Annotated in this window: 17 protein-coding genes and 3 tRNA genes; 11 read left to right on the forward strand and 9 right to left on the reverse strand. The window is 67.2% G+C overall.

The annotated features are described in order from the left end of the window. Nucleotide 1: 1 nt before the first annotated feature. Nucleotides 2-973 carry an NAD(P)H-quinone oxidoreductase gene (locus AWB94_RS14960; protein WP_062660101.1) on the reverse strand — a complete coding sequence of 324 codons (972 nt, stop codon included), beginning with the start codon at nucleotides 971-973 and terminating at the stop codon, nucleotides 2-4. Between the two features lie 41 nt (nucleotides 974-1014). On the opposite strand from AWB94_RS14960, the gene AWB94_RS14965 reads away from it, so the two are divergent. Together AWB94_RS14965 and AWB94_RS14970 are read left to right on the forward strand one after the other, a co-directional pair. Further along, nucleotides 1015-1527, forward strand: coding sequence for a MarR family winged helix-turn-helix transcriptional regulator (locus AWB94_RS14965; RefSeq protein WP_024454039.1), 513 nt, complete (start codon nucleotides 1015-1017; stop codon nucleotides 1525-1527). 19 nt (nucleotides 1528-1546) lie between these two features. Next, nucleotides 1547-1636, forward strand: a tRNA-Ser gene (locus AWB94_RS14970). Between the two features lie 250 nt (nucleotides 1637-1886). Here AWB94_RS14970 and AWB94_RS14975 read toward each other — a convergent pair. Then, a complete protein-coding gene (locus AWB94_RS14975; protein WP_131805454.1) occupies nucleotides 1887-2102 on the reverse strand; it encodes a hypothetical protein in 216 nt (71 codons plus the stop codon). A 389-nt stretch (nucleotides 2103-2491) separates the two neighbouring features. Further along, nucleotides 2492-2860 carry a VOC family protein gene (locus AWB94_RS14980; RefSeq protein ID WP_062660103.1) on the reverse strand — a complete coding sequence of 123 codons (369 nt, stop codon included), beginning with the start codon at nucleotides 2858-2860 and terminating at the stop codon, nucleotides 2492-2494. A 59-nt stretch (nucleotides 2861-2919) separates the two neighbouring features. On the opposite strand from AWB94_RS14980, the gene AWB94_RS14985 reads away from it, so the two are divergent. Both AWB94_RS14985 and AWB94_RS14990 read left to right on the forward strand, forming a co-directional pair. Continuing rightward, nucleotides 2920-3372, forward strand: a complete 453-nt coding sequence (locus AWB94_RS14985; RefSeq protein ID WP_062660104.1) for a MarR family winged helix-turn-helix transcriptional regulator — start codon at nucleotides 2920-2922, stop codon at nucleotides 3370-3372. 394 nt (nucleotides 3373-3766) lie between these two features. Next, nucleotides 3767-5725: a potassium transporter Kup gene (locus tag AWB94_RS14990; protein ID WP_084395543.1), complete on the forward strand. Its 1959-nt coding sequence runs from the start codon at nucleotides 3767-3769 to the stop codon at nucleotides 5723-5725. A 7-nt stretch (nucleotides 5726-5732) separates the two neighbouring features. Here AWB94_RS14990 and AWB94_RS14995 read toward each other — a convergent pair whose 3' ends face one another. From AWB94_RS14995 to hisC, 5 genes are all read right to left on the reverse strand, one after another. After that, entirely contained in the window at nucleotides 5733-7118 is a 1386-nt protein-coding gene (locus AWB94_RS14995; RefSeq protein WP_062660105.1) for a glycoside hydrolase family 183 protein, read from the reverse strand. Between the two features lie 152 nt (nucleotides 7119-7270). Next, nucleotides 7271-8080 (reverse strand): crotonase/enoyl-CoA hydratase family protein, encoded by an 810-nt coding sequence (locus tag AWB94_RS15000; RefSeq protein WP_062660106.1) that lies wholly within the window; start codon nucleotides 8078-8080, stop codon nucleotides 7271-7273. 18 nt (nucleotides 8081-8098) lie between these two features. Continuing rightward, nucleotides 8099-8512 (reverse strand): hypothetical protein, encoded by a 414-nt coding sequence (locus AWB94_RS15005; RefSeq protein WP_062660107.1) that lies wholly within the window; start codon nucleotides 8510-8512, stop codon nucleotides 8099-8101. A 3-nt stretch (nucleotides 8513-8515) separates the two neighbouring features. Beyond that, the gene (locus AWB94_RS15010) at nucleotides 8516-8974 is read right to left on the reverse strand and encodes a DUF4334 domain-containing protein (RefSeq protein ID WP_062660108.1); all 459 of its coding nucleotides are present in this window, start codon (nucleotides 8972-8974) and stop codon (nucleotides 8516-8518) included. Continuing rightward, a complete protein-coding gene (gene hisC / locus AWB94_RS15015) occupies nucleotides 8971-10038 on the reverse strand; it encodes a histidinol-phosphate transaminase (protein ID WP_062660109.1) in 1068 nt (355 codons plus the stop codon). Before hisC ends, AWB94_RS15010 begins: the two co-directional genes overlap by 4 nt. 118 nt (nucleotides 10039-10156) lie before the next feature. On the opposite strand from hisC, the gene AWB94_RS15020 reads away from it, so the two are divergent. The 6 genes from AWB94_RS15020 (at nucleotide 10157) to AWB94_RS15045 (ending at nucleotide 14509) form a co-directional block, all read left to right on the forward strand. After that, nucleotides 10157-10245, forward strand: a tRNA-Ser gene (locus tag AWB94_RS15020). Between the two features lie 34 nt (nucleotides 10246-10279). After that, nucleotides 10280-10352, forward strand: a tRNA-Arg gene (locus tag AWB94_RS15025). 37 nt (nucleotides 10353-10389) lie between these two features. Beyond that, nucleotides 10390-10881, forward strand: coding sequence for a metallophosphoesterase family protein (locus AWB94_RS15030; RefSeq protein ID WP_062660110.1), 492 nt, complete (start codon nucleotides 10390-10392; stop codon nucleotides 10879-10881). Between the two features lie 40 nt (nucleotides 10882-10921). Beyond that, on the forward strand, nucleotides 10922-12829 hold the full coding sequence (locus AWB94_RS15035; protein WP_062660111.1) for an alkyl/aryl-sulfatase: 1908 nt from the start codon (nucleotides 10922-10924) through the stop codon (nucleotides 12827-12829). A gap of 51 nt (nucleotides 12830-12880) precedes the next feature. After that, entirely contained in the window at nucleotides 12881-13489 is a 609-nt protein-coding gene (locus tag AWB94_RS15040) for a histidine phosphatase family protein (RefSeq protein ID WP_062660112.1), read from the forward strand. A 9-nt stretch (nucleotides 13490-13498) separates the two neighbouring features. Beyond that, complete coding sequence (locus AWB94_RS15045) at nucleotides 13499-14509, forward strand: phosphotransferase family protein (protein ID WP_062660113.1); 1011 nt, start codon at nucleotides 13499-13501, stop codon at nucleotides 14507-14509. Here the strand turns inward: AWB94_RS15045 and AWB94_RS15050 are convergent. Beyond that, the gene (locus AWB94_RS15050; RefSeq protein WP_062660114.1) at nucleotides 14506-14850 is read right to left on the reverse strand and encodes a LapA family protein; all 345 of its coding nucleotides are present in this window, start codon (nucleotides 14848-14850) and stop codon (nucleotides 14506-14508) included. The genes AWB94_RS15045 and AWB94_RS15050 overlap by 4 nt on opposite strands. Nucleotides 14851-14983: 133 nt before the next feature. Here AWB94_RS15050 and AWB94_RS15055 point away from each other — a divergent pair, with 133 nt between their 5' ends. Then, nucleotides 14984-15934, forward strand: coding sequence for an ABC transporter substrate-binding protein (locus tag AWB94_RS15055; protein WP_062660115.1), 951 nt, complete (start codon nucleotides 14984-14986; stop codon nucleotides 15932-15934). Nucleotides 15935-15940 lie beyond the last annotated feature (6 nt).

Below are 15940 nucleotides of genomic sequence, written 5' to 3' on the forward strand. Positions count from 1 at the left end.
GCTAACTCACCCGCAGCAGCACCTTGCCGTGCACGTCGCCGGCGGCCAGCAGCGCGTGCGCCCGCGCCGCCTCCTCCAGCGGCAGCTCGGCGCCGACGATCGGCTTGACCTTGCCCGCCGCGATCAGCGGCCACACGTTGGCCACCACTTCCGCGACGATGGCGCCCTTGCCGTCGGGCCCGTCGACCGGGCGCGACCGCAGAGCCGTCGCGATGACACCGGCCCGCTTGCCAAGCAACTTGGCGATGTTGAGTTCGGCCGTGATCCCGCCCTGCATACCGATGATGACGAGCCGGCCCCCGTCGGCGAGGGCGTCGATGTTCCGGTCCAGGTACTTCGCGCCCATGATGTCGAGGATCACCTCGGCGCCACCGGCGGCGCGCACCCGCTCGACGAAATCCTCTTCCCGGTAGTTGATGGTGATATCGGCACCCAGGTCCGCACACACCGCGAGCTTCTCGGCGGAGCCGGCGGTGACGGCGACGTGGCTGTCCAGCGCGAGGGCTACCTGGATGGCGTGAGTGCCGATACCGCTGGCGCCACCGTGCACCAACAGCAGCCGGCCGGGGTCCAGGTGCGCGGTCATCATCAGGTTGGACCAGACCGTGCACGCCACTTCCGGGAGGGCCGCCGCCTCGTGCAAGCCGACCCCGTCGGGAACGGGCATCACCTGGTCGGCGGGAACCGCCACGTACTCGGCGTAGCCACCACCGGCCAGCAAAGCGCATACCGGTTGCCCCACGGACCAACCGGTGACCTCGCTGCCCACCTCGGCGATGGTGCCCGACACCTCGAGCCCGAGAATGTCGCTCGCACCCGGCGGCGGCGGGTAATTGCCGGCGGCCTGCAGCAGATCGGCTCGGTTGACGCCGGCGGCCGCCACGCGGATCACAACTTGACGGGTGTGAGCTGCGACGTCGGGAACTACTTGAATTGTCATACGTTCGGTTGACTCTGCAAGAATGGCGCGCATTCAGTGAACGCTACCCGGTGGTAGCGCCTTACGATGGCGCGATGGAAGGCACTATCGCCGGGCGAACCGCCAGCACGATGCCCGGTCTCGATATCGCCGAGCAGAGGTCCTGGCAAAATTTCCTGGACGCCGCGCTACGGCTTTATGCAACGCTGAACCGCTCACTGGTGGAAGCGCATCGGCTGACGCTCAATGATGTGCGTCTACTCGACATCCTGGACCGTTCGATGACGGGGTCGGCCCGGATGGGCGACCTCGCGGACAACCTGATGTCCCTGCCCAGCCGGGTGACCCGGCAGATCCACCGCTTGGAGAAGCTCAACCTGGTCAAGCGGGTCGCCAGCCCGGAGGACGGGCGCGGTGTGCTCGCCACCATCACCGAGGACGGGCGGGCGCTTCTCAAGGAGGCGCTGGAAACCTACGGGGACGGCGTGCGCGCGCACTATCTGGGCCGACTGTCCCGGCCGCAGATGGCGGCGGTAGGGGAGAACTGCCGCCGGATCAGCGCGGGACTGATGGCCGATGCCCCGCCCGCCAGACTCGGCCGGGTGTAGACCGCTTACGCTTATCGGCGGTGGCGTGGCAGAGCGGCCTAATGCACTCGCCTTGAAAGCGAGAGACGGCTAACACCGTCCGGGGGTTCAAATCCCTCCGCCACCGCCAATGGGTCGATGTTCGAACCCGGTGTCGGCGGGGCTTGGCTTCGCGCCAACGCCGACGACCTTGAGTCCGGCCACAGCTAACCGGCCGAGGCGGTCTGCCGATGGCTGAGCGCACCGCCCTGTCGGATGGTGTACCCAGAACCGGTGCGCGTTGATCCGGACTTCACAGCTGAGGCGCCGAATCGTTTGTGGCTCAGTGATATTCGCGAACATCGTGCGGGCGATGGCCACCTCATCGAACCCGAGCCTGGCTACCGCGATTGTTGCGGCGCCAGCTCGTCGTTGGCCGCCGATGCGATGTCACCGGGTGCGACATCGACCTGGAACTGCTTTGTGCTCCAACCATCATTCACGATGAACTCGACACGCTTGGGTCGGCCGAGCCACGTAGTTGCCACCACGACCCCGTTCGAGCCGGCCGGCACCACCGGAACGTCCATCCCATCGATTCGGCGGCGTGCGATCACAGCATCACCTTTACGGCAATTCATATTCAGTACCCCCATTTGTTGCTTCGCGTGACATCCCCAGAATCACGAAGCGCTCCCCTTCAAGCAGTATTACCAACACCGGTTTGGGGTCGCAAGCGTATTTTGATCATTCCCCGTGAGCCCTGTGCCACCACACGTCGATCACCAGGCCGGACCGCTTTCACCTGCCGATCAGGGGGTCCCCGGCTGAAATGTCGGGTTCTTATTGCGCATGCAATGAAGTCCGTTCGGATGGACTGAATTCGACCTCGAGACGGATTGAGTTTTGCGTATAGCGACGTTGACTCCAGCGTTGGTGCAGAGGTCGGTTGCCCGCACCAGCTGACCCCAGTCTTCAACCCCCCGAGCGACTGATGGCAGGCAGCTCAGGCGCGGTCGTGCAGCGTGACGTGGTAGCCGTCCGGATCCGCGAAAGTGAACGTCCGCCCGAACGGCCCGTCGACCGGCGCGGTGACGATGGTGTGCCCGTCGGCGGCCAGGGCATCGTGAATCTCCTGGACATCGGTGGCGTGCAACCAGATCGCGGCACCGACGCCCGGTCGAGGGGCCGAGTCGAGGTCGGTACCGGAAATGACGTCGCGGAGTGCGAAGGCGATCGGTTTGGTCTCGAAGACGACGGCGTGCGGCGGTCCGGCCGGCGAGCGGACCAGGCCGAGGTACCGCTCGTAGAACGCCTGCGAGGTGGGCAGGTCGCGGGCCTGCAGCGAGATGAAATCGGGACCGGTTGCGGGCATGATGCTCCTTCATTTCGTGTCAGTAATCTGACACAACAACCGTATGTCAGAATACTGACATGGCGCAAGACCAGGTGGACCTTCAGACGTCGCTGGGATACCTGCTGAAGGAGGCTTCGAGCGTCCTGCGCGCAGCCATGGAGGAGGTGCTGCGGCCGCTCGGCATGAGTATCACGCACTACTCCTGCCTGGAACTGCTGGCGCAACGCCCCGGCCTGTCCAACTCCGAACTCGCCCGCGGCGCATTCGTCACCCGCCAGTCGATGAACGTGTTGCTCCAGACCCTGGAACGCGACGGTTATGTGACCAGGCCGACGGAGGCGCCCGTCGGCAAGGCCCTACCCACGCGGCTCACTCCCCGCGGCCGGCGCAGCCTGGAGAGGGCGAGCGCGGCCGTCCGGTCCGTCGAGGTCAGGATGCTCGCCGGTCTGAGCGAGGCCGAGCAGGCGAGCGCCTTCCGGATCCTGCAGAGCATGATCCACTCCCTGCGCGAGGTTGGCGACAACGCCTAGACCGGCCGGCGAAGATCAGCGGGACCGTCGCCGGCGCGTCGTCGAACCCGGTGCGCAGTTGGGACATTCGATCACGAACGACCAGCGCGAATTCAGGATCAGCGGTGTCCACGAGGCTTGCTCGGGGTCACCATCCGGTGGTGCTGTCCGCAAGCACCGCGCGCAGTGGGTGTCGATCGAAGAACGTGGCACGCACCAAGTTTAGAACCGGTCGGCCCGGCGCCTTCGAGCCCGCGTATCCCGCCGAGCCGAAACGCTGCGCATAGGCATCCAGATGCATGGCCTGGGTGCCGCCGAGGCGATGGCCATGACGATGACGGGTGTCGGCACACTTCGTTGCCGATCCGAACGGTAAAGCCATGCATCACAACGCTCACCGGCACTGTAGAACTCGATGTTCACACGTTCGGTCACAGCATCCTTCCTGCAAGGCACAATACGTTCCGTGCACAGTCATGCGCAGTCACTGCGGCCGCCGCTGGTCATCGCCGCGCTCGGCGTGGTCTTCGGCGATATCGGCACCAGCCCCATCTACACCATCCAGACGGTGTTCAACCCCGGCGACCCGCATCCGGTCCCGCTCAGCACACCGCACGTCTACGGTGTGGTGTCGCTGATCTTCTGGTCGGTGATGCTCATCGTCACCCTCACCTACGTCACGCTGGTGATGCGCGCCGACAATGACGGCGAGGGCGGGGTCATGGCGCTGATCACGCTGGTGCGCCGGTGTTGCCCGGCCGGTCACGAACGGACGGCCGCCGTACTGTCGGGCCTCGGGCTGTTCGGCGCTGCATTGTTTTTCGGTGACAGCATGATCACCCCGGCCATCTCGGTGCTGTCCTCCGTCGAGGGCCTGAAGGTGGTCGAGCCGGGACTGGACCGCTGGGTCATCCCGCTGACGGTGACCATCATCGTGGGGCTGTTCTCGGTACAGCGGCGCGGCACCGCCACCATCGGCCGGTTCTTCGGCCCGGTGATGATCGCCTGGTTCGTCGCGATCGGCGCCTGCGGGATCACCGGGATCGTCGCGCATCCCGACATCCTGCGCGCGCTCTCACCGACCTACGCGCTGGGATTCATGGCCGGTCATCTGCATATCGCGTTCTTCGCGCTGGCCGCGGTGGTGCTGGCCGTGACCGGCGCCGAGGCGCTGTATGCCGATATGGGTCATTTCGGCAGACCCGCCATCGTCACTGCATGGCTGGGGCTGGTGTTGCCGGCCTGCGTGCTCAGCTACCTGGGGCAGGGCGCGTTGCTGCTGGCCGACGAAAGCGCCGTCAGCGCACCCTTTTTCCTGCTCACCCCGGAGTGGGCGCGCATCCCGATGGTGGTGCTCGCCACCGCCGCGACGGTCATCGCGTCCCAGGCTGTCATCACCGGCGCGTTCTCGGTGGCCGCCCAGGCCGCGCAGCTGGGCTATCTGCCCCGGCTACGGATCGCGCACACCTCGGAGTCGTCCATCGGCCAGATCTACGTGCCGTGGATCAACGGCGTGCTGATGGTGGCGGTGCTGACGCTGGTGTTCGCCTTCCGCAGCTCGGCGGCCCTGGCCTACGCCTTCGGCATGGCGGTCACCGGCACCATCACCATCACCACCCTGCTGTTCCTCTATCAGGCCCGGGCCCGGTGGGGCACGCCGCTGTGGCTGCTGATCGGCGGTGGCGGAGCGCTGCTGGTGGTGGATCTGATGTTCTTCGCGGCCAACCTCACCAAACTGGTGCACGGGGCGTGGCTGCCGCTGCTCATCGCCGTCACCGCGTTCACCGTGATGCTCACCTGGCAGCGTGGCCGCGAGGTGGTGACCGCGGCGCGGGAGAAGGCCGAAGGCCCGCTGCAGGCGTTCGTCGACAAGCTGGCGGCCGACCGCACCGTACCGATCCGGATCCCGGGCACCGCGGTGTTCCTCAACCGGGGCGGCGAGACGGCGCCACTGGCCATGCGTTCCAACGTGGAACACAACCGGGTGCTGCAGGAACAGGCCATCATCATGTCGCTGGAGGTGCAGCCGGTGCCGCGCATCGCCGATGAGGACCGGATCACCATCGACAATCTCGGCTACACCGACGACGGCATCATCTTCGTCAGGGCCAAGTACGGCTATATGGAGCAGCCGGATGTGCCTGCGGCCCTGCGGCTTCTGGGCCCGCTGCCGTTCGCCGATCGGCCGCTGTCGGCCGATGACGCGACTTACTACCTGTCCAAACTCGAACTGACCCCGGGCCCCGCGAACACGATGGCGCCCTGGCGGAAAAGGCTCTTCATCGCCACGTCGTACATCACCGCGGACGCGGCCGGGCATTTCGCGCTGCCGCTGGACCGCACCGTCATCATCGGCTCACGCATCGAGGTGTGACGGCAGGTTACGGCAACACCGTGCGCATCAACATCACGTTGTAGTCCGACCACAGGGAAAGGTTGTAGTACAACACCTTTCCCGTCGACCACGGGTGCAGGAACGGGGCGTAGATCCCGCCGGGGAACTCCGAATGCGACACCAGCATGGCCTCCGGCCCCCACGGTCCCTGCGGGGCAGGCGCGGTGCGCATCACCACATCGTTGAGTCCGTTGCAGTAGAGCACCACGTACTGCTTCAGGTACGTGTTGTACTGCGCGGACATTTCACCGAGCGGGCCGGGGATGACCGCCGTCGCGGCACCGGGATTGCCCGGCACCCACGCGTTGTTATCGGAATTCCAGTACTCGTACTTGCTCAGGTCGGGCAGGAAGGCCGGCAGCACCCGCGCCACATACGCCGAACCGCCGCGGCCCGGCGGGGTACCGAACGAGTACAGGTAGTTGTCGCCGGGGCCCGGTTTCATGAAGGCGCCCATCTGGAAATTCTCGTTGCCGGGTGTATATCCGACGCGATCGATGCTGTCCGGGGACGGCGTGCGCACGGTGTTCGGGTAGACACCCCAGTGCTCGCCGTTGTCCGGCGAGACGGCCAGGGCCGAGAAGTTGGTCGACCATCGCCCGTCGGCATCCCAGTTCTTGATCGACATGAAGTTGACGTACTGGTTGCCGCCCACCGATATTCCGGCGGTCGGGATGATGCCCTTCTCGACGGGCGCCCAGCCGATGCTGTTGATGATCTGCTTGGCCAGCCCGGGCCGCCAGGACGGCGCACTGGAGGCGCCCACCGAATTGGTCAGAGCGGTGTCCTGGCTGCGCATCAGCACGTTGTAACGCCATTGCTTCTGTGGGGTGCTGCAGTACCCATAGGTGTCACCGAAGGCCATCAGCACCTGATGGTTCCCGGGATTGCCGTTGTCCCACATGATCCCGAGGTCGGTACCGGTGATCGAGTACTTGGCGATGGTGTTGTTCGAGCTCTCCGGGCCGGTGACCCAGCCGATCAGTGCGGTACCCGGAGCCGGCATGGGGGCCGATGCGGGCGCCGGTGGCGGGGCGGGGGCCGCGGTCTTGGTGGGTTTCGGTGCGGGCGCCACCGCCGCCTGCTGCTGAACCTGCTGCGGGGTCAACGCGCTGATGATCGACCGGGTCAACTGCCCGAGCCGCGGCAGCGGCGCATTGTCGTTGGCGCCGGATGGCTTGTGGCCCAAGGGTGGTCCACCGTTGATGGGCGCTTCCGGGATGGCGCCGGTGCCCGCGGGCGGCTGCGCGGCCGCCGCCGCACCGGTGCACGGTTCGGCCAGCGCCGTCGGTGTGGTGCCGATCGCCGCGCACAGTCCGGCGGTGGTCACCACGACCACCGGCAGCGGGGCAATTCGACGACGCCGCGACATGTCACACCTTTCAGGGGCGGACGCCGGAACGACGCCTGCACTTGTACAGCTGTGACGCTAGTGTCCGGTGAGGCCGATGTGGCTAGCGGTGCATCGATGGATACCCATCCGTGACCGTGTCGCGACTCACGTCGGTGTAATTTGTGGAACGCTTATTCGCCGGTGAACTGGGGTGGCCGCTTCTGGAACATCGCGGTCACCGCCTCGGCCAGATCCTTCGACGGCAGGAACGCCGAATTCCAGGCCGCCACATAGCGAAGACTCTCCGATACCCGGGCGATGCGCTGCTGGTCGAGCACGTCCTTCACCCCGGCCACGGTCAGCGGCGGGTTGGCGGCGATCTCGGCGGCGGTGGCGTGCGCGGCGGCCAGCGAGGACTCGGGGTCCGGGTGGACGTCGTTGACCAGACCGATCTTCTCGGCTCGCGCAGCATCGATGTCCTTGCCCGTCAACACCAGTTCGCGCAGGTGACCGTCGGACAGGATGAGCGGCAGCCGGGCCAGCGAGCCCACGTCGGCCACGATCGCCAGCTTGGTCTCGCGCACCGAGAACTTGGCATCCGCGCTGGCGTACCGGATATCGGCGGCGCTGATCAGGTCGACGCCGCCGCCGATGCACCAGCCGTGGATCGAGGCGACGGTCGGTGTGCGGGCATCGGCCACGGCGGAGATGGCCGCCTGCATCCGCTGCAGCTTGGTGTGGAACTCGGCGCGAGCCTTCGCGCCGGCGTCCAGGCCCGGCAGCGTCGCCCCCATCGCGGGCAGATCCAGCCCGTAGCTGAAATTCTTGCCGGACCCGGTCAGCACGATCGCGCGGACCTCGGGGTCGGCGTCCAGCGTGCCGAACACGTCAGGCATCTCGTCCCAGAACGCCGGGCCCATGGCATTGCCCTTGCCCGGCCCGATCAGCGTGACCCGTGCGACGTGGTCGGCGATGTCGACGGTGACGGATTCATAAGCCATGTCGTGAAGGCTAACGCGCTACGGGACCGGCCCTCCGAGCAGCACCTCGCTGACCGTGCTGCCCACCAGGAACTGGCACACCGCGTCGGCCAGCGTCTTGGCGACGTCGATGTTATCCGGCGTCAGTATCGACTGCTCCTGCTCCAGGATCGCGTTGACGACGGCCTTTTGGGTGGCCTCGTCCAGCTGGGTGTAGTCCGAGCACTTCATCGTCAGCGCATTCGGGGGCGCGGGCACATCGGGCACCGTCGAGCCGCCACGCGGGGCGCGGCTGGTGGTGGTGGGTATCGACGACGTGGCCGGCGCCGTCGGGCGTGTGGTCAGGGCGGGGCCCGGCTCGGTGGTCATCGCCACCGAACCCTCGGTGGTGCGGGCACAGCCGGCGAGCAGTGTCACCGTCACCAGGAAAGTTGCCGCCAGTGCCCGCCGCACGGTCTACACGCGTTCCAGATAGAAGTAGAGGTACTTCCCGTCCACCACGGCGCCCTTGCCGTTCATGATGCCCAGCACCGCGTTGTCGTCGATCACCTTGAAATGGTCGTGCACGGGCTTGCCGTCGTACACCATGGTGGCCGTCGACTCACCGCGGAACTCCTCCAGCCACAGACTGGCCTCGCCGTTCATCGCCTCGGTGTTGGAGAACTTGTTGCCGTCGGCGTCCAGGCACACCAGCGGTTGGGCATCGGCGGCCGAGTTGAACGTCTTGCCGAACCAGTTGAGCCGCCTCATGAATCCGTTGGCCTTGTGGCCGGTCTGGAATTCGCCGCCCTGCCACTCACCGAGCATGAACTCGATATCGGCCGGCGGCAGCGTCGCCCAGAATTCGTCGAGTTCGGCGTCGGCGATCTGGCCGCCGCGCCGCTTGAGGTCTTCGAAGACGTTGCGAGGGCTCATTTCTGTCCTGCTCGCGAGGCGATCCACTCGCGGGCGAAGGCCAGGAACGCGTCGTTCTCGTGGGGCGCGGCGACGGTCACCCGCACGCCGTCCTGGCCGTATGGGCGCACCACGATGCGGCTTTCTGCGGCGGCGTTGACGAACTCGTCGGTGCGGCCGGGCAGCGGCAACCAGACGAAGTTGGCCTGGGACTCCGGCAACTCGTAGCCGGCTTCCCGCAGCGCGGCGCTGACCCGGTTGCGTTCGGCCACCACCGTGTCGGTGCGGGCCAGCAACTCGTCGGCGGCATCCAGGCTGGCGATGGCGGCGGCCTGTGACACCGTCGTCGCGGTGAACGGCACGTAGACCTTGCCCAGTGCGGTGACGATCTCCGGATCGGCGACGGCGTATCCGACGCGCAGGCCGGCCAGCCCGTACGCCTTGGAGAAGGTCCGCAGCACAACGACATTCGGGTGGTTGCGCACCAGCGCCAGGCTGTCCGGCAGCAGTCCGTCCCGGATGTACTCGACGTACGCCTCGTCGATGACCACCAGGATGTCCGACGGCACCGCCGCCACGAACGCCTCCAGCTTGGCCGGATCCACCACGGTGGAGGTCGGGTTGTTCGGATTGCACACGAAGATCAGCCGGGTGCGGTCGGTGATCGCGGCCAGCATGGCGTCCAGGTCGTGGATGTGGTCGGTCAGCGGCACGGGCACCGGGGTGGCACCGGCGGTGCGCACCTGCAGCGGGTAGATCTCGAAGCTGCGCCAGCCGAACATCACCTCGTCACCCACCGAGGCGGTGATCTGGATGAGCTGCTGGCACAGGCTGACGGAGCCGCAGCCCACCGAGATGTGCTCGGGGGCGAAGTCCACGTGCTTGGCCAGCCGCTCACGCAGATCCTGGTAGCCGTTGTCCGGATACCGGTTGATGGTCTCCATGGCGGCGGCGACGGCCTCGCGCACGCTGGGCAGCGGGCCGTCCACGGTCTCGTTGCTGGCGATCTTGATGGCGCCGGGCACCGTACGGCCGGGGGTGTAAGCCGGGAGGTCGGCCATCTCGGGGCGCAGGCGGGCGGTCACCCGGCCATTCTAGGGGTGCCGTCGCGGCCGTCCGAGGTCGCGCTTTGCCTTCCGCCGTCCGGCCTGTGTAATCTGTGCGCTCGGCGGTTCCGGGGGTCCGGTACCCTCAGATCGTTCAGGAGGCGTGCCAGAGCGGCCGAATGGGACTCACTGCTAATGAGTTGTCCCCCTTACAGGGGACCGGAGGTTCAAATCCTCTCGCCTCCGCCGGACAACTGAATAGTTCGACCAGATTTACCAGGCGCCCGTAGCTCAACGGATAGAGCATCTGACTACGGATCAGAAGGTTAGGGGTTCGAATCCCTTCGGGCGCACTCATCTCGCATTCCGGCACCGCGTTACGGTGATGCCGTGCGCCTGCTCCTCATCGCGGACACCCACGTACCCAAACGGGCGCGGGATCTGCCCGCCGCGGTCTGGGCGGCCGTCGATACCGCCGATGTGGTGATCCACGCCGGCGACTGGGTGTCCCTGGACCTACTCGATGAACTGGAGTCGCGCTCGAGTCGGCTGCTGGCCTGCTGGGGCAACAACGACGGTGACGAACTTCGCACCCGGCTGCCCGAGCGCGCCGACGCCACCCTGCAGGGGCTGCGCTTCACCGTTGTGCACGAAACCGGGGCGGCTGCCGGCCGCGACGAGCGGATGGCGCGGCTCTACCCGGATACCGACGTGCTGGTTTTCGGGCACAGTCACATCCCGTGGGACGCGACCGCGTCCACCGGTCTGCGGTTGCTGAATCCGGGCTCGCCGACCGACCGGCGGCGTCAGCCGCACTGCACGTACATGACCGCGACGCTGGCCGCCGGCGTGCTCACCGAAATCACGCTGCACCGGTTGTAATCCGGCGCGCAGAGCCGCTTTACGTGGCATCGTCGTCTGCATGGAGCAGAAGCCGCCCACCGCCGCCATCGCCGCCGCCAACCGCGGGCACCGCGCCGGCCTGCCGTTCGACGACACCCGCGACTTCGCCGACGCCGACCGCGGGTTCATCGGGGCCCTGGAGCCATGCGTGGTGACCGGGGCCGGCGGAAAGGTGGTTTGGGACAACGACTCCTACGGTTTCCTGGCGGGGGAGACACCGGATTCGGTGCATCCGAGTCTGTGGCGGCAGTCCCAGCTGTGCACCAAGCAGGGGCTGTATGAGGTCACCAGGGCGAGCGGAGCGACGGGAGACGACGCGCCGGGCATCTACCAGGTGCGTGGCCTGGATCTGTCGAACATCAGCTTCGTCGAAGGCGACACCGGCATCATCGTCATCGACCCGCTGGTCTCCACCGAGACCGCGGCCGCCGCCCTGGCGCTGTACCGCGAGCACCGCGGGGATCGGCCCGTCAAAGCCGTGATCTACACCCACAGCCATGTCGACCATTTCGGTGGAGTGCTGGGGGTGACCTCGCAGGACGAGGTGGACGCCGGCGCGGTGGCCGTCATCGCGCCGGAGGGCTTCACCGACCACGCAGTCCAGGAGAACGTCTACGCCGGCACGGCGATGACGCGGCGCGCCGCCTACATGTACGGCGCGGTGCTGGCGCGCGGGCCGCAAGGTCAGGTCGGCTGCGGGCTCGGGCAGGCCCCGTCGCTGGGCGAGGTGGCGCTCATCGTCCCCACCATCGACGTGCGCACCACCGGCGAGAAGCACACCGTCGACGGCGTCGAGATCGAATTCCAGATGGCTCCCGGCACCGAGGCGCCGGCCGAGATGCACTTCTACTTCCCGAAATTCAAGGCGTTGTGCATGGCCGAGAACGCCACCCACAACCTGCACAATCTGCTGACCCTGCGCGGTGCGCTGGTGCGGGATCCGCACGGCTGGGCCGGCTACCTCACCGAGGCCATCGACACCTTCGCCGACCGCACCGACGTGGTGTTCGCCTCGCACCACTGGCCGACCTGGGGCCGGGACAACATCGTCGAATACCTCTCGGTGCAGCGCGACCTGTACGCCTACCTGCACGACCAGACCCTGCGCCAGCTCAACCAGGGGTTCACCGGTATCGAGATCGCCGAGAACTTCCAGCTGCCGCCGGCGCTGGAGAAGGCCTGGCACACCCACGGCTACTACGGCTCGGTCAGCCACAACGTCAAGGCGGTGTACCAGCGCTACATGGGCTGGTTCGACGGCAATCCCGGCCGGCTCTGGCCGCACCCGCCGGAGGCCATCGGACCGCGGTATGTGCAGGCGATGGGGGGCCTGGACCGCGTTGTCGAGCTGGCGCAACAGGCCTTCGACGACGGCGACTTCCGTTGGGCGGCAACACTGCTCGATCACGCCATCTTCACCGACGAGAACCATGCCGGCGCCCGGGAACTGTACGCCGACACCCTGGAACAACTGGCCTACGGCGCCGAGAACGCGGTCTGGCGCAACTTCTTCCTGTCCGGGGCGACCGAACTGCGCGACGGCAACTTCGGCACGCCCACCCAGACCACGTCGCCGACGGTGCTCGCCCAGCTGACCCCGGAGCAGATGTTCGACACCTTCGCCATCAACGTCAACGGGCCGCGGGCCTGGGACCTGGACCTGACCATTGACGTCACCTTCGTCGACCTGGCGGCCGATTATCGGCTGACGCTGCGCAACGGGGTGCTGGTGCACCGCCGCGCATCAGCGGATCCGGCCACCGCCACTGCCACCGTCACCTTCGCCACCAAGGGCCGGCTGTTGACGTTCGCCGCCGGTGACCGCGATTCACCGGGGGTGGAGTTCACCGGTGACCCCGAAGCGTTGACCCAGCTGCTGGGCGCCCTGGACCGGCCGGATCCGGGCTTCGCCATCATCACGCCCTAGCCAAGGCAACCATCCCCGGACCTCCCCTGTATGCGGCCATAGGGTGTCAGGATGCAGCTGCTTCTGGTCCGTCATGCGCTTCCACTGCGCAGCGAGCCCGGCCAGGGCTCCGATCCCGAGCTGTCCGAGCAGGGCATCGCGCAGGCGGCGCGCCTGCCCGACGCGCTGTCCCGGTTCCCGGTCGGCCGGCTGGTCAGCAGCCCGCAGCGGCGCGCCGTGCAGACCGCGGGCCCGCTCGCCGACAAGCTCGGCCTGACCGTCGACGTCGACGAACGGCTCGCCGAATACGACCGCGACATGTCGCACTACGTACCGATCGAACAGATCGCGCAGGAAAACCCCGAGGAACTGGCCCGGCTGGCCGCCGGGCAGCTGCCCAGCGGTGTCGACGAGGTGGCGTTCCTGGCCCGGGTGGTGACCGCCGTCGACGACCTGATCGCCACGGCCAACCACGACGACACCGTGGTGCTGTTCAGCCACGGCGGCGTCATCAACGTCCTGCTGCATCACATCCTGGGTACCGAGCGGCTGCTGTCGTTCCACGTCGACTACGCCTCGGTGACCCGGCTGCTGGCCTCGCGCAGCGGCAAGCTGTCCGTGGCCGCGGTGAACGGCACCGAACACGTATGGGATCTGCTGCCGCGAAATGTGCGGTGGTAGACAGTTCCGGTGACCTCTCTGGATGGACTCGACCTCGACGCCCTGGACCGCCACCTGCGCGCCGAAGGGATTCCCCGCTCCGGTGAGCTGCGTGCCGAACTGATCTCCGGTGGCCGGTCCAACCTGACCTTCCGGGTGTTCGACGACACGTCGGCCTGGGTGCTGCGCCGGCCGCCGCTGCACGGGCTGACCCCGTCGGCGCACGATATGGCGCGCGAGTACAAGGTGGTGGCCGCGCTGGCCGGCACCCCGGTGCCGGTGGCCCGCGCGGTGACCATGCGCAACGACGATTCCGTGCTGGGCGCCCCCTTCCAGATGGTCGAGAACGTCGAGGGCCAGGTGGTGCGCAGCGCCGACGAACTGCAGGCCCTCGGCGACGCGACGGTCATCGAGGGGTGTGTCGACGCGCTGATCACGGTGCTGGCCGATCTGCATGCCGTCGACCCGCAGGCCGTCGGGCTGGGTGACTTCGGGAAGGCGCAGGGCTACCTGGAGCGCCAGGTGCGGCGCTGGGGGTCGCAATGGGATCTGGTGCGGCTGCCCGACGACCCCCGCGACGACGATGTGAAGCGGCTGCATTCCGCTCTGGCGCAAGGCATCCCGGCGAGTTCGCGGGCCTCCATCGTGCACGGGGACTACCGCATCGACAACACCATCCTGGATGGCTCGGACCCGACCATCGTGCGCGCGGTGCTGGACTGGGAACTGTCCACCCTCGGTGACCCGCTGTCCGACGCGGCCCTGATGTGCGTATACCGCAACCCGAACTTCGACGAGGTGCTGGGCATGCAGGCGGCGTGGACGTCACCGCTGCTGCCGTCGGCCGACGGCCTGGCCCAGCGGTATGCGGTGGCCAGCGGCCAGGAACTGCGCAACTGGGACTTCTACATGGCCCTGGCCTATTTCAAACTGGCCATCATCGCGGCCGGCATCGACTTCCGCGCCAGGGAGGGCGGCGCCGAGTCGGTCGTGGGTGCCACCGTGGCGCCGTTGATCGCCGAGGGTCTGCGGCTGGTCTAGAGTCGCCGGGCGGCTTTCAGATTCTTGCGGGCCGCGATGCGCAGCTGCACGATTCGGGCGGCGCCGACGAGCACCGCCAGCAATCCGCCGCACACCGCGGCCAGCAGCAGCGCCACCCCGAGCGGCAGCGACCAGTTCCAGCCCAGGAAGTGGAACGTGCCGGAATCGGTGTTCTGCGCGATGAAGATCAGCAGCACGATCAGGATGAGGAAGCCGACGATCAGCGATGACCACAGTGCGGCCGCCCTGGTGAACTTGACCGCATCTTCCGGTGGGGCCGCCGGGGGCAGGTCGGCCGGCGGTTCCGGGACCGGGTCCGGCGCGATCGGATCGTTGCTCATGCCCCCATCCTTGCCCTTTCGGCGCCCGAAGCAAACCACTTCACGGTGAATCAAAGCTCGGCATGTCGCGTCGCGGCCCGTTACTGTCGGGGGAATTGCCACGTATCACAGTCGGCATGGCCGAGGGGATGGTATGCGCTGCAGACGGGGAACATCGGCGATCGGGCTCGTCATCGTGACGTTGCTCGCCGTGCTGAGCGCGGGGTGCGGCAGTGCCGACCCGCTCGGCGGTGGCACGGTCTCCGGTGATCTGAAGGCGATCACCGTCGGCTCGGCCGACTTCACCGAATCGAAGATCATCGCCGAGATCTACGCCCAGGCGCTGGAGGCCAACGGTTTCACCATCAAGCGGCAATTCGGTATCGGCAGCCGCGAAACCTACATCCCCGCCGTCCAGGACCATTCTATCGACCTCATTCCGGAATACACCGGAAACCTGCTGCAGTACTTCGATGCCGCCAGCACGGCCACCACCTCCGATGCGGTGCTGCTGGCACTGCTCAAGGCGCTACCGGGGGACCTGTCGATCACCTACCCGTCCCCGGCCGAGGACAAGGACACCCTCGCGGTGTCGGCGGCCACCGCACAGCGGTGGAAATTGAAGTCCATCGCCGACCTGGCCGCCCACTCGGCGGAGGTGAAAGTGGGCGGCCCGTCGGAGTTTCAGACCCGGCGGACCGGACTGGTGGGTCTCAAGGACCAATACGGGCTGACCATCTCCCCGGCCAACTTCGTCGCCATCAGTGACGGTGGTGGGCCGGCCACCGTGCAGGCACTCACCAGCGGCGCCATCACCGCGGCCAACGTCTTCAGCACCTCACCGGCCATCGTGCAGGACAAGCTGGTGGTGCTGGAGGACCCCAAGAGCGTGTTCCTCGCCGCCAACGTGGTGCCCCTGGTGGCCTCGCAGAAGCTGTCCACCGATCTGAAATCCGTGCTCGACGCCGTCAGCGCGAAACTGTCCACCGCGGCGCTGATCGACCTCAACACCTCGGTCGAGGGCAACAAGGGGGTCGACCCCGACGAGGCGGCCGGAAAGTGGATCGCGGACAACGGTTTCGACAAACCCCTTCCCGGTAAGTGAGTTTGC

This window comes from Mycolicibacterium canariasense (assembly GCF_002101555.1).
GTDB lineage: Bacteria > Actinomycetota > Actinomycetes > Mycobacteriales > Mycobacteriaceae > Mycobacterium > Mycobacterium canariasense.

Excerpts from the sequence above, each read along its gene's own strand:
- AWB94_RS14960 (WP_062660101.1), bottom strand. The coding sequence starts at position 973 with ATGCGCGCCATTCTTGCAGAGTCAACCGAACGTATGACAATTCAAGTA.
- AWB94_RS14965 (WP_024454039.1), top strand. The coding sequence starts at position 1,015 with ATGGAAGGCACTATCGCCGGGCGAACCGCCAGCACGATGCCCGGTCTC.
- AWB94_RS14980 (WP_062660103.1), bottom strand. The coding sequence starts at position 2,860 with ATGCCCGCAACCGGTCCCGATTTCATCTCGCTGCAGGCCCGCGACCTG.
- AWB94_RS14985 (WP_062660104.1), top strand. The coding sequence starts at position 2,920 with ATGGCGCAAGACCAGGTGGACCTTCAGACGTCGCTGGGATACCTGCTG.
- AWB94_RS14990 (WP_084395543.1), top strand. The coding sequence starts at position 3,767 with ATGTTCACACGTTCGGTCACAGCATCCTTCCTGCAAGGCACAATACGT.
- AWB94_RS14995 (WP_062660105.1), bottom strand. The coding sequence starts at position 7,118 with ATGTCGCGGCGTCGTCGAATTGCCCCGCTGCCGGTGGTCGTGGTGACC.
- AWB94_RS15000 (WP_062660106.1), bottom strand. The coding sequence starts at position 8,080 with ATGGCTTATGAATCCGTCACCGTCGACATCGCCGACCACGTCGCACGG.
- AWB94_RS15010 (WP_062660108.1), bottom strand. The coding sequence starts at position 8,974 with ATGAGCCCTCGCAACGTCTTCGAAGACCTCAAGCGGCGCGGCGGCCAG.
- AWB94_RS15035 (WP_062660111.1), top strand. The coding sequence starts at position 10,922 with ATGGAGCAGAAGCCGCCCACCGCCGCCATCGCCGCCGCCAACCGCGGG.
- AWB94_RS15040 (WP_062660112.1), top strand. The coding sequence starts at position 12,881 with ATGCAGCTGCTTCTGGTCCGTCATGCGCTTCCACTGCGCAGCGAGCCC.
- AWB94_RS15050 (WP_062660114.1), bottom strand. The coding sequence starts at position 14,850 with ATGAGCAACGATCCGATCGCGCCGGACCCGGTCCCGGAACCGCCGGCC.
- AWB94_RS15055 (WP_062660115.1), top strand. The coding sequence starts at position 14,984 with ATGCGCTGCAGACGGGGAACATCGGCGATCGGGCTCGTCATCGTGACG.